Here is a 12,417-nt window from a genome sequence, read left to right as displayed (position 1 = left end):
CGGGCTAGACTGTGAACCGCCCGACGCCGAGTCCGCCGATGGCCAGCCGCCTCGCCCACCGCATCCGCCTGTTCATCGACCGCGACGCCCTGCATGCACTGACGGTCGCGGCCGCGGCGTGTGCGCTCAGCGTGGGCCTGGTGTACGTGGTCTATTTCGTCCACGTGCTGCGGATCGCGCGCAACGCACCGTGCCTGCCGGCGCGTGGCGAGTGCGTGCTGCTGTTCGGCAAGCACGCGCCGCGTGGCCGTATCGACGCCGACTTCGACGCGCGCCTGACCCGTGCCGTCGCCTTATGGCAGCAGCGCCCGCCGCGCCATCTGATATTGCTCGGCGGCGGGCCCCCGGGGGCGCTCAGCGAGGCCGAGCTCGCGCAGGCGGCATTGCTCGCACGCGGCCTGGGCGCCGATGCCCCGCTGCGGCTGGAGTCGCGTTCGCGCGACACCCTGCAGAACCTGCGCAACGCGCGCGAGCTGCTGCGTGCCGATATCGCCCTCGGCACCGTCACCCTGCTCAGCAGTCGCTATCACCTCGCGCGTTGCGCGTTGCTGGCGCGCCAGCTCGGCTTCGAGCCGGAGCTGTGCGCGGCCGAGCCGCACTGGCGCTGGCATCCGGTCGCGCTGTGGCGCGTGGCGGGCGAGGCGGCCTACGTGTGCTGGGCCGACATCGGCATGCGCTGGGCGCGCCTGGTCCGGCACCGCAGGATGCTGGCGCGGCTCGGCTGAGCGAGTTCGGCGCTACGCAAGCGGGCGTCGGCGCGCGATGCTCAGCGCAGGCAGCGATCGAAGAACGATGTGCTCAACCGATAGCGGTGCAGTGCGTCCTTGCCGCGCAGGCCGTGCTTGGCGCCGGGATAGGTCATCAGTTCGAACGGCACGCCGGACTGCTGCAGGGTGCTCATCAGCCTGGTGGAGTTGGTGAACAGTACGTTGTCGTCGGCCATGCCGTGGATCAGCAGCAGGCTGTCCGGGCGGATGTCGCCGGCATGGGTGAACACGCTGGCCTCGCGGTAGCCGTCGACGTTGGCCTCCGGCAGGTGCATGTAGCGCTCGGTGTAGTGGGTGTCGTACAGCGCCCAGTCGGTGACCGGCGCGCCGGCCACGCCGCAGGCGTAGGCATCGGGCGCCTTGCCGAGCAGCATCAGGGTCATGTAGCCGCCGTTGGACCAGCCGTGCACGCCGATGCGCTCGCCGTCGACCCACGGCTGCGTGCGCAGCCAGTCCACGCCCGCCACCTGGTCCTCGACTTCCACCGTGCCCTGCCTTTCGTACAGCGATCCGCCGAAGGCGGCGCCGCGGCGTGGCGTGCCGCGATTGTCGAGCGAGAACACCACATAGCCCTGTTGCGCCAGGTACTGATTGAAGAATGCGTCGGCGCGCCCGGGCCAGGCATCGATCACGGTCTGTCCCGCCGGGCCGCCGTAGACGTACACCACCACCGGGTGGCGCCGCGCCGGATCGAACCTGGCCGGCCGGATCAGGCTGTAGTGCAGCCGGGTGCGGCCGTCGGCGGCGGTCAGGGTGCCGAACTCGGTCGGCAGATGCGCGTCGCGGAACGGGGCGTAGGGATGGTCCGGCGCGTCCAGGTCGTTGTCGACGAGCGCGGCGATGCGGCTGCCGTCGGCGCGGAACAGTTCGACCTGCGGCGGCGTGCGCGTGTTCGACCAGCTGTCGACGTAGACGCTGGCGTTCTTGGCAAAGCTGGCGTTGTGCAGGCCGGGCGCCTGCGACAGCCGCTCGATCCCGCCGCCGGCCAGCGGCACCGCGTAGAGGTGCTTTTCGGTCGGCGATTCGCGCCCGGCGCTGAAGTACACGCGGCCGGCGTCCTGGTCCACCGCCAGCAACTCGTCGACCGGCCAGTCGCCGGCGGTCAGGGCGGTGAGTTCGCTGCCGTCCTCCGACGCCAGGTACAGGTGCTCGAAGCCGCTGTGCTCCGAGCTCCACAGGAAGCGGCCGTCCTCGAGGAAGCGCAGGCTGTCGTGCAGCGGCACCCAGGTCTTCGAGGTCTCGGTGACCAGGATCCGCTGCTTGCCGGTCGCGAGCGTGATCTCGACCAGTTCCAGCGTGCGCTGGTCGCGCGACTGCCGCTGGAAGGTCAGCCGCTGCGGGTCGCGCCAGTCGACGCGCGCCAGGTAGATGTCCGGATCGTCGCCGAGATCGACGCGCAGCGGCGCCGCCGGGCCCATGCGCGTCTGCACCCGCACCGTACGCGGGCCGTCGGCGGTATCGATGCCGCCCTCGCGTGTCGGCGGCGGGCCGGCGTCCGCCAGCCGCGCCACCCGCAATTCGGTCCGCACGTTGGGATCGCCGGCGGCCGGGTAACGCTGCTCGACCACCTCGGTGCGGTCGGCATACACCTCGTAGCGTTTCTGCACCGGCACCGGCGATTCATCGATGCGGGCGTAGGCGATCGCCGAGTCGTCCGGCGCCCACCAGTAGCCGGTGTGGCGGCCCATCTCCTCGTCGGCGACGAACTCGGCGACGCCGTTGCCGATGGTGTCGGACCCGTCCTCCGTCAGGCGGAGTTCCTTGCCGCTGGCCAGGTCGATCACCCACAGGTCGCGCTCGCGGACGAAGCTGACGTAGCCACCCTTGGGCGAGAGTTTCGGGTCGGTGGCGAAGCCGCCGCCGTCGGTGAGCTGGCGCACCGCATCCGCGCCCTGCTTCGTCAGGTCGTACAGATAAAGCTCGCCGCCGAGCGGAAACAGCAGCCGCTGCCCGTCCGGCGCCCAGTGGTAGTCGACGATGCCGGAAAAGCCGGCGATGCGCTGGCGCTCGCGGCGGGCCTTTTCCTCGTCGCTGAGCGTTTCCTCTCCGGGCAGCAGCACCTGCGAATCGACCAGCAGGCGGGTCTGGCCGCTGTCGACGTGGTACTCCCACAGGTCGAGCCGGTTGCGGTCCTCGTCCTTGCCGCGCAGGAAGGTCACGCGCGAGCCGTCGGGTGCGATCTTCGGCTTGGTCAGGGTGGGCCCGGACAGCGCCGCATCGCCGGTGATGGCTTCGAGGGTGAGCTTGCGATCGTCGGCGAAGGCGGTGGCGGTGGCGGCGAGCATCAGGACGGCGGCGGTGAGCAGGGGACGCATGGTCTCTCCCGGCGGGCGGAAGCGCCAAGTCTAGCGGCCCGCCGCGCCTCCGTAGGAGCGCCCCGTGGGCGCGATACCGCGGGTGCCGGCAGGATCCGGTGGATGCCGCGATTCCCGACCGGCAGGCGCGCCGGCCACCGGAATCCCGCGGGCGGCGAACGGCCCGCGGCATCGCGCGCACGGCGCGCTCCTGCGACGGAGCACCGAAGCCGTACCGGACTCAGGCCGGCGCCTTGCCGAACAACAGTGCGCGTTCCTCGTCGCTCATCGGCTTGCCTGCGTCCCGGTTGACCTGTTTGGTCAGCGCGTACGCGCGCTGCGTGGCGGGCCGCGCGGCGATCGCCTCGTGCCAGCGCCGGACCTCGGGAAACGGCGCCAGGTCGAGCGGCGCCTTGTCGTATGGGTTGATCCAGGGATAGCTGGCCATGTCGGCGATGCTGTAGTCGTTGCCGGTGATGAAGGCGCGGCCCTGCAGCTGCTTGTCGAGCACGCCGAGCAGGCGCGCCGCCTCGTTGTGATAGCGCTCCATCGCATAGGGGATCTGCTCCGGCGCGTAGACGTGGAAATGCCCATACTGCCCGGTCATGGGCCCGAGGCCGCCCATCTGCCACATCAGCCATTGGTTGACCTCGACCTTGCGGCGCACGTCTTCGCCGAAGAAGCGGCCCGTCTTGTTGGCGAGGTAGAGGAGGATCGCGCCGGATTCGAACACGCTGATCGGCTCCCCGCCGTCCGCGGGCGCGTGGTCGACGATGGCCGGCATCTTGTTATTGGGGGAGATGGCGAGGAAGCCGGGTTCGAACTGGTCGCCCTTGCCGATGTTCACCGGCTTGATGCGGTATTCGAGCCCCGCTTCCTCGAGGAACAGGGTGATCTTGTGGCCGTTGGGGGTGGGCCAGTAGTAGAGATCGATCATGGTCGGATGCTCCTCGTGCGGGAGGGCACGATTCTAGGCCGGTGGCTGCGCCCCGGCTGCCCACCCGGACAGACCGCTGTGTTGCAGCCTCCGGGGCGGCCGGCGTGGTGGCCGGCGCGCACCGGTGGAGGAAGCGGCTACTGCGTCGCGCAGTCGACCTTGTGGTCGAAATCGGTGCCCGGGGCGACGTGGCTGAGTGCGATCCGCGCGCCGGCGCCGGTGCGCAGCGCGAACGGCATGTCGAGCCGGGCGGTATCGGCGCCGGCCGCGCGCAGGCACTTGAGCTGCACCCCCAGGCGCGTCCATTCGCCCTGTGGCAGCTTCGCCAGCGCATCGCCGATCGGCAATTCTCCGGCGCAGTCCGGGCCGCAGCCGGCGAGCAACGTCGCCTCGCCGTCGCTGGGCAGCGCGTCTACGCGCACGGTCGCGACCACGAACACGTCGCCGTTGGTCTCCCGCTCCAGGTCGAGCGGGGTGTTGGCGCGCAGCTGCACGGTGCCATCGCCGGACCAGGCAAACGCGCGTGCGCCCTCCTGGATCTCGGTGTTGACCGCGCTCATTTCCAGGCTGCCGTCGGTGGTCTCCGCAGCCGGATGCACGACGTCCGTGGCGCTGTCGTCGGCGCCGACCAGGCGCAGGGTCAGCCCGGTGGTCGCCACGCCGCGTTCGAACCAGGCGTTGCTGCGGGCGGCTTCGGGGTCGACGCCCGGCTCCTCGGACAGCGGGGCGAGGTCGCCATCGTCGGCGTAGGTCAGGCCGAAGCCGAATGCGAACAGCGGGTCATAGTTTTCCTGGCCGTGGTTGTTCGCGAACTGGTCGGCGCGACGCGGCCACGAAAAGCCCAGCTTGCCCTTGAAATCGTGCTGGATGTCGCCGTCGGCACCGCGCAGCAGGACGTCGGCGATCCCGCCGCCCTCCGAGCCGGGCAACCACGCGGCGACGAAGGCGTCGGCGGCGTTGATTTCGCGGTTCAGCCACAGCGGCCGTCCGCTGAGGAACACCGCCACCACCGGAATACCGTCGGTCTTGAGCTTGCGGATCAGCTCGAGATCGCCGGACTTGCCGCCCTTGAACATGAGGTCCGGCAGGTCGCCCTGGAACTCGGCATAGGGCGCCTCGCCGAAGACCACGATCGCCACGTCAGGCTTGCGCGCATAGCCGCCGTCGACCGCCAGCTCGGCGCGGCCGCCAGCCGCTTCGACCTGCGCCTTCAGTCCGTCCCAGATCGAGTCGGCGTTGGGGAAGTCCTCGCGCCGGGTATCCGTGCCCTGCCAGGTCAACGTCCATCCGCCGGCCTGCTTGCTCAGGTTGTCCGCGCCGTCGCCGGCGACCAGCACGCTGGACGTCGGCGACAGCGGCAGGATGCCGTCCTGGTTCTTCAGCAGCACCAGCGATTCGCGCACCGCCCGGCGCGCGACCTCGCGGTGCTCCGGCGCGCCGAGCAGCTCGAACCGGCCGCCGAGCGCACGCTCGGAGGGCTTCGGCTTCTCGAACAGGTTGGCGCGGAACTTCACCCGCAGGATGCGGCGCACCGCATCGTCGAGGCGTTCCATCGGGATCGTGCCCGCCTGCACATGCGCGAGCGTGGACTCGTACATGCCCTTCCAGCTGTCCGGCGCCATCGCCATGTCGAGGCCGGCGTTGAAGGTCTGCGCGCAATCGGTGTTGGTGCAGCCGCGGACCTGGCCATGGCCGTTCCAGTCGCCAACGATGAAGCCGCCGAAGTTCATCCGCTCCTTCAGCACGTCGGTCAGCAGCGGCCCGTGCCCGTGCATCTTCTCGCCGTGGAAGCTGTTGAACGAGGCCATCACCGCCTGCGCGCCGGCCGCGATCGCCGGCACGTAGCCGGCGGCGTGGATGTCGCGCAGCTGCGCCTGGCTCACCACCGTGTCGCCCTGGTCCTTGCCGTCGCTGGTGCCGCCATCGCCGAGGTAGTGCTTGACCGAGCTCATCACGTGATGGTCGTCGAGGAACTCGGGCGTGCCGGGCTTGCCCTGCAGACCCTGGACGAACACGCCGGCGTAGCTGGCGACCAGTTCCGGATCCTCCGAGTAGCCCTCGTAGGCGCGGCCCCAGCGGTCGTCCCGCGGCACCGCGACGGTAGGCGCGAAGGTCCACTCCATGCCGGTGGTACGCGTCTCGATCGCGGTGATGCGGGCGATCTCGTGCAGCAGCTCCGGATTACGGGTGGCGCCGAGGCCGATGTTGTGCGGAAACAGGGTGGCACCGACGATGTTGCTCTGGCCGTGCATGGCGTCGATGCCCCAGATGATCGGAATCGCCTTGCCGCCGCCGCTGGTGTCCATCGAGGCTTCCCAGAACGCGTCGGCCAGATCCAGCCAGTCCTGCGGCGCGGCGTTGTAGCGGCGGCCCGGATCGGAGCCGCCGCCGGCGAGGATCGAGCCGAGCCGGTACTTGCGCACCTCCTCGGGGGTGATGCTGTCGATGTCGCCCTGCATGATCTGGCCGACCTTCTCCTCCACCGTCATCGTCGCCAGCAGCGCGTCGATCCGGTTCTCCAGGTCCGGGTCCGCCGCCAGCGGCCAGTCCACCTCGGGCCACTGCGTGGGGGTGATCTCGGCGCTCGGCGCCCCGCTGTCGGCGGGCGCGGGCGCGGGCGGCGATGTGGCCGCGGCGTCGGTGTCGTTGCCGGACGGCGTGCAGCCGGCCAGCGCCAGGGCCAGTACGCCGATGCGCAGGCGTGCGTTCCAGGTCGTGGGCATCAGGGGTGTTCTCCGCGGTGGTTGGCTGGCGGTCCGATGGATGACAGCGTTGTCAAGATATGGGCAGAATAGCCGCAAGCTGCCGGCGATGCTTGTTGCATCACGGAAAGATGCCGGTGGGCCATGCCGGGGACGGCATCGGCGACGCCCACAGGAAGGAGACGCCCCGATGAATCCGTTCCCGCCGCCGCGGCACGTGCGCTGACATGCGCGCGCGCGTGCATCTGGCAGAATCGCAGCCGGTCATGGCCGAGCCGGGACGAGGCAACATGCGAATCCGCATCGAGGACGTGGCCGCCGCCGCCGGCGTGTCGATGAAGACCGTCTCGCGCGTGCTCAACCATGAGCCGAACGTCGCCGACGCGACCCGGCAGCGGGTCGAGGCGATCGTCGAGAAACTGCGCTACCGCCCGCATCCGTCGGCGCGCACGTTGGCCGGCCGGCGCTCGTACCTGGTGGCGATGCTCTACGACAACCCGTCCAGCAACTACCTGATGGAGGTGGAGCTGGGCGTGCTCGACGCCTGCCAGGCGCATCATTACAACCTGATGCTGGCGCCGCTGGTCTATGACGCGCGCGACATCGTCGCCAAGGTCGAGGCGCTGATCGACCAGTCGCGGCTCGACGGCGTGGTGCTGACCCCGCCGATCACCGACGACCCGGCGCTGCTGCAGCGGCTCGACGCACTGGGCGTGCCGTACGCCAGCATCTCGCCGATGGAGGCGCACCGCCGCATCGGCGTGACCGTAGACGAGCAGAGCGCGGTGGCCGAGATGATCGCGCACCTGGTGCAGCTGGGACATCGGCGCATCGCCCACATCAAGGGCCATCCGGCGCACGGCGCCAGCGGCTGGCGGCTGGCGGGCTACCGCGAGGGCCTGAAGCGCGCCGGCATCCGCTTCGATCCCGCGCTGGTGGCCGAGGGCGAGTTCTACTACGACTCCGGCTTCGCCGCGACCAATCGCCTGCTCGACCTCGCGCGCCCGCCGACCGCGATCTTCGCCGCCAACGACGACATGGCCGCCGGCGCGATCTGCGCGATCTGCGAACGCGGCCTGTCGGTGCCGGGCGATGTATCGGTCTGCGGCTTCGACGACACCCCGATCGCGCGGCACATCTACCCGGCGCTGACCACGGTGCGCCAGCCGACCCGCGATATGGGACGCCTTGCCGGCGTCGAGCTGCTCAAGGCGATCCGCGACCGCAACGCCGGCGCGATGGTGGTCGTGCCGTACACCTTGCAGCTGCGGCGTTCGACCGGGCCCGTATCCACGCGATAGCGTCCACGCCGGTACCCGCTGCGAACACGCACGACCGACCGCAGCGGATGGGCATGGGCGCCGGTAGGCGACAGCCAGCCTGGCGCGCGCCGGGCGTTCAGGAGAGGTCACGATGGCGCGCCAGCAGGGACAGGCCATCGGCGGCCAACCGTTCGGAGTGACGCTGGGTTGCGATGCCGGAGGCGGCGAGGGCGCGGGCATAGGCATCGAGCAACGCGGCATTGCCGATCAGGTGCGCCGTCATGCCGCCGGTCCTCACCGACATCGGCAATAGCGACCGGACTTCGTGTCCGATCAGCAGGCCGGAGAGATAGTCGGACAGGCGCTCGGCGGGCAGGCTGTCGAACAGCACATGCGCGCGCGCGCCGAACAGATGGTGCAGCAGGCCGCCGTCGGCCGCGCTGTCGTGCAGGCCACGGTCGAACACCTCGGTCTCGGCGGAGCCGGTATCGGTGCCGGTGCGGCCTGCGCCTGCAGGCACCAGTTCGGCCAGCGTGCCGTGCCGGCGCAGCAGGTCGAACACCTCGCCGGTCATCGCGGTCGCGATCGAGACGATGCGGCCGTCGTCCGCTTCGACCCATTTGCTGTGGGTGCCCGGCAGGCAGACGACATGGCGGCCGCGGCCGAGCCGCTCGAGCAGTGCCAGCACCTGGGTTTCCTCGCCGCGCATCGCATCGCCGGCACCGCTGCGATCGGCCATGCCGGGCACGCACCAGAGCCGGCGGCCCGGTAACTCGGGCGTGTCGCAGGGTTGCAGCGCTGCCGCAAGTTCGTCGACGCCGGCGGGACAGTCGACGTAGGGCACCTCCCTCCAGCCGTTGCGGCTGCCGACCATGCCGCACAGCATGACGAGCCCGTCGTCCCAGTCGCCGATGCAGGCGCGCAGCACCTCGGCATGACGGCCGCGGCAGGCGGTGGCGCCTTCGGCCGCGCGTCGCTGCGCGGTCACGGCGCCGGTGTCGTCGATGCGATAGGCGCGCAGCTGGCTGGTGCCCCAGTCGACCGCGATCATGCGCCGTGCTCCGGGAATCCGGACGAACCGACCACGGCGGTGCTCCGGATCATCGGTGCCTCACCACTCGGCCACGCTGCCGTCGGCGTGACGCCACAGCGGATTGCGCCAGGCCGGCGGCGAGCGGCTCGCTTCGAGCAGGCGCTCCTCGTCGATCTCCACGCCCAGGCCCGGGCCGGGCAGGGCGCGGATGTAGCCGGCCTCGCAGCGGAAGTCGTCGGGGTTGCGCACGTAGTCGAGCAGGTCGGCATGTTCGTTGTAGTGGATGCCGATGCTCTGCTCCTGCAGCACCGCGTTGTGCGAAACGAAATCGACCTGCAGGCACGCGGCCAGCGCCACCGGCCCCAGCGGGCAATGCGGCGCCAGCGCGACGTCGTAGGCTTCGGCCATGGCGGCGATGCGGAAGCACTCGCTGATGCCACCGGCATGCGACAGGTCCGGCTGCAGGATCGACAGGCCGCCGGCGGCGAGCACCCGCTTGAACTCGAACCGCGAGTACATGCGCTCGCCTGCGGCCAGCGGGATCGCGCTCATCGCGGCAAGTCGCGGGTACTCCTCCGCCTGTTCCGGCAGCACCGGTTCCTCGACGAACAGCGGCCGGTACGGCTCCAGCTCGCGCAGCAGCACCCGCGCCATCGGCGCGCCGATCCGGCCGTGGAAGTCGATGCCGAAATCCACCGTGTTGCCGAACGCCTCGCGCACGCCGGCCACCTTGGCGATCAGCGCGTCGATCGCCGCGGTGCCGGCGAGCGGCGCCAGCTCCTCGCTGCCGTTGAACTTGAACGTGTCGTAGCCTTGCTCGGTGAGCGTGCGGATCTGCGCGATCAGCTCGGCCGGCCGGTCGCCGCCGACCCAGCGGTAGGTCTTCATGCGATCGCGCACCAGCCCGCCGAGCAGTTCGTAGACCGGCACGCCCAGCGCCTTGCCCTTGATGTCCCACAGCGCCTGGTCGATGCCGGCGATGGCGCTCATCAGGATCGGGCCGCCGCGGTAGAAGCCGCCGCGGTACAGCGTCTGCCACAGGTCGTTGATCCGCGCCGGATCGCGGCCGACCAGGTACTCCGACAGCTCGTGCACGGCCGCCTCCACGGTTTGCGCGCGGCCTTCGATCACCGGCTCGCCCCAGCCGGTGACGCCCTCGTCGGTCTCGATCTTCAGGAACAGCCAGCGCGGTGCCGCGTGGTAGGTGCTCAGGCGCACGATCTTCATGGCAGGACTTCCAGATAGGCTTGCTTGAACGCGCGCGCGCTGTCCTGCGTGCGGTCGACGGGTTGCCCCGGCCGATAGAGCTCGCCGCCGATGCCGGCGCCCGTGCTGCCGGCGGAGAGGTATCCGGCGAGCAATGTCGGATCGACGCCACCGACGACGAACAAGGGGACGGGCGGCAGCACGGCGCGCAGTGCGCGCACGTGGGCCGGCCCATAAGTGGATGCGGGAAACAGCTTGAGCATCTGCGCGCCGGCGTCGAGCGCGGCGAACGCTTCGCTGGGCGTGGCGAAGCCGGCGACGACCTGCAGGCCGCGCGCCACCGCATGGCGGATCAATGCGGGATCGGTGTTGGGGGTGACGATGAAGCGCGCGCCCAACTCGACCAGCGCGTCGGCGTCGGCGGTCCGCAGCACGGTGCCACCGCCGATCCAGGCGCGGTCGCCGAAGGCGCGGACGGCGCTGCCGATGCTGTCGGCCCAGTCGGGTGAATTGAGCGGGATCTCGATCGCATCGAAGCCTTCGTCCACCAGCGTCTCGACGTGCGCCAGGACTTCCTGCGGCCGGATGCCGCGCAGGATGGCGATCAGCGGAAGCCGGAATGGAGGCGCGCTCATGCGCACCGGGGCGCCGGCATCGACAGGCGGACGATCCGCGCGGCGTTGCGCAAGACATGGATGCCGATGGGATGCGCCATGGACCCTCCTCCTGGCATGAGGCCTTCGGCAGTGGCGGGACGTGCCCGCCGTCCTGCGCCGGGCGACCGTTCACGATGCGCGTCGGTGCGGCGTTACGCCAACCGCCGGGCCGCATGCGCCCATGCCGGTCACGCCCCCTCGCGGGGTTGGCGATGGGTCATAGCGTTGCCCGCAAACCTATGTTCGACAAATGAAATTTTCGGCAGATGCTATTCCCCATGTGAATACGTATCATCGACCGGCGAGCCCTCGGCGGCCGTGGCTTTATCCGTGATCGTCCGCCGCCGGCCGGCACGCATCCGCAGCCGCACCGCACCCTGGGGAAGGTGGTCCGCATGGTCCAGGCAAGCACCAGCTGGTTCAACGCCTCGCGCCTGAAGACGCGGCATCTGCTGCTGTTGCTGCATCTGTACGAGCAGCGCAGCGTGCTGCGCGCCGCCGAGGCGGCCAGCATGACCCAGCCGGCCGCCTCCAAGCTGCTGGCCGAGATGGAAAGCGTGCTGGGCGTGAAGCTGTTCGAACGCCATGCCCGCGGTGTCGAGCCGACCTGGTATGGCCAGGTCCTGATCCGCCGGGCGCGCTCGGCGCTGTCGGAAATCGGCCGCGCCCACGACGAGATTGCGGCATTGCGCAGCGGGCAGATGGGGCAGGCGGCGATCGGCACCGTGGTCAATCCCGGCACCAATCTGGTGCCGCAGGCGGTCGCGATGGTCAAGCGCGATTTTCCCGACATCATGATCCGGGTGGAGATGGACTACAGCCGGCCGCTGGTGGCCAAGCTGCTGGATGGGCAACTGGACATCGTCATCGGCCGCATCATGGGTCCGGAAGGCGCCGGCGAGCTGGACTTCGAGCCGCTCGCCGACGAGCCGCATTCGGTGATCGCGCGGGCCGGACATCCGTTGGCCGGGCGTACGCGGCTGCAGCACGCCGACCTGATCGACTACGGCTGGATCCTGCCGCCGGCGGAGAGCGTGCTGCGCGCGCGCTTGGATTCGGTGTTCCTGGAACACGGCCTGCAGCGGCCACACAACATCATCGAGACCTCGGCGCTGCCAGTCATCACCAACCTGCTGCGCAGCGGCGACCTGTTGACTGCGCTGCCGATCGATTCGGTGGCGCCGTACGTGCAGGCGGGCCAGCTGGTCGCGCTGCCGATCGAGCTGGGCGTGCGCATGGAATTCTTCGGCATCGTCCGTCGCCGCGACCAGTTGCTGTCGCCCGGCGCCGAACGGGTGCTGGAGGCGCTGCGGAGCACGGCGCGGCGGTTGTACGCGGATCTGCCGCCGCGGCATCTTCCTTAGAACGCTGCCCTTGTAGTTTTTTCCCCTTGGGGTTGCGCTGCAAAGCCCGCCATGCACCGCCAATGAAATTTCGGAAGTCATGGCTCCCGACCGGCTGCCCGGGCCTCGCCGAAGACGGAAAACGTTTTCATCGTAAAGCGGTGAAGGTTGCCGATTTTCGGGAGTGAGTGTCGCCCGCGAAGCGCGGGGCGGGATT

Annotated in this window: 9 protein-coding genes; 3 read left to right on the top strand and 6 right to left on the bottom strand. The window is 70.1% G+C overall.

The window, feature by feature from the left end:
- The first annotated feature begins 38 nt into the window (after nucleotides 1-38).
- Nucleotides 39-725 carry a YdcF family protein gene (locus FXO19_RS11675; protein ID WP_149195283.1) on the top strand — a complete coding sequence of 229 codons (687 nt, stop codon included), beginning with the start codon at nucleotides 39-41 and terminating at the stop codon, nucleotides 723-725.
- Nucleotides 726-766: 41 nt separating this feature from the next.
- Here FXO19_RS11675 and FXO19_RS11670 read toward each other — a convergent pair whose 3' ends face one another.
- From FXO19_RS11670 to FXO19_RS11660, 3 genes are all read right to left on the bottom strand, one after another.
- Nucleotides 767-3,082, bottom strand: a complete 2,316-nt coding sequence (locus tag FXO19_RS11670) for a S9 family peptidase (RefSeq protein ID WP_149195282.1) — start codon at nucleotides 3,080-3,082, stop codon at nucleotides 767-769.
- 220 nt (nucleotides 3,083-3,302) lie between these two features.
- On the bottom strand, nucleotides 3,303-3,998 hold the full coding sequence (locus FXO19_RS11665; RefSeq protein ID WP_149195281.1) for a glutathione binding-like protein: 696 nt from the start codon (nucleotides 3,996-3,998) through the stop codon (nucleotides 3,303-3,305).
- 137 nt (nucleotides 3,999-4,135) lie between these two features.
- The gene (locus FXO19_RS11660; protein WP_149195280.1) at nucleotides 4,136-6,721 is read right to left on the bottom strand and encodes a glycoside hydrolase family 3 protein; all 2,586 of its coding nucleotides are present in this window, start codon (nucleotides 6,719-6,721) and stop codon (nucleotides 4,136-4,138) included.
- Nucleotides 6,722-6,990: 269 nt separating this feature from the next.
- Here FXO19_RS11660 and FXO19_RS11655 point away from each other — a divergent pair, with 269 nt between their 5' ends.
- Entirely contained in the window at nucleotides 6,991-8,001 is a 1,011-nt protein-coding gene (locus FXO19_RS11655) for a LacI family DNA-binding transcriptional regulator (protein ID WP_149195279.1), read from the top strand.
- Between the two features lie 97 nt (nucleotides 8,002-8,098).
- Here FXO19_RS11655 and FXO19_RS11650 read toward each other — a convergent pair whose 3' ends face one another.
- The 3 genes from FXO19_RS11650 to FXO19_RS11640 are packed head-to-tail and all read right to left on the bottom strand — an operon-like array spanning nucleotide 8,099 to nucleotide 10,836.
- On the bottom strand, nucleotides 8,099-9,013 hold the full coding sequence (locus FXO19_RS11650) for a 2-dehydro-3-deoxygalactonokinase (RefSeq protein WP_149195278.1): 915 nt from the start codon (nucleotides 9,011-9,013) through the stop codon (nucleotides 8,099-8,101).
- A gap of 60 nt (nucleotides 9,014-9,073) precedes the next feature.
- Nucleotides 9,074-10,222: a galactonate dehydratase gene (gene dgoD, locus FXO19_RS11645; protein WP_149195277.1), complete on the bottom strand. Its 1,149-nt coding sequence runs from the start codon at nucleotides 10,220-10,222 to the stop codon at nucleotides 9,074-9,076.
- Nucleotides 10,219-10,836 carry a 2-dehydro-3-deoxy-6-phosphogalactonate aldolase gene (locus tag FXO19_RS11640; RefSeq protein ID WP_149195276.1) on the bottom strand — a complete coding sequence of 206 codons (618 nt, stop codon included), beginning with the start codon at nucleotides 10,834-10,836 and terminating at the stop codon, nucleotides 10,219-10,221. The genes dgoD and FXO19_RS11640 overlap by 4 nt, the downstream gene beginning before the upstream one ends.
- Before the next feature lie 416 nt (nucleotides 10,837-11,252).
- On the opposite strand from FXO19_RS11640, the gene FXO19_RS11635 reads away from it, so the two are divergent.
- Nucleotides 11,253-12,221 (top strand): LysR substrate-binding domain-containing protein, encoded by a 969-nt coding sequence (locus tag FXO19_RS11635; protein WP_149195275.1) that lies wholly within the window; start codon nucleotides 11,253-11,255, stop codon nucleotides 12,219-12,221.
- The last annotated feature ends 196 nt before the right edge of the window (nucleotides 12,222-12,417 follow it).

This window comes from Luteimonas suaedae (assembly GCF_008312895.1).
GTDB lineage: Bacteria > Pseudomonadota > Gammaproteobacteria > Xanthomonadales > Xanthomonadaceae > Luteimonas > Luteimonas suaedae.
The sequence above is the reverse complement of the archived record's forward strand: the minus strand, read 5'-3'. Positions and strand labels throughout refer to the sequence as shown.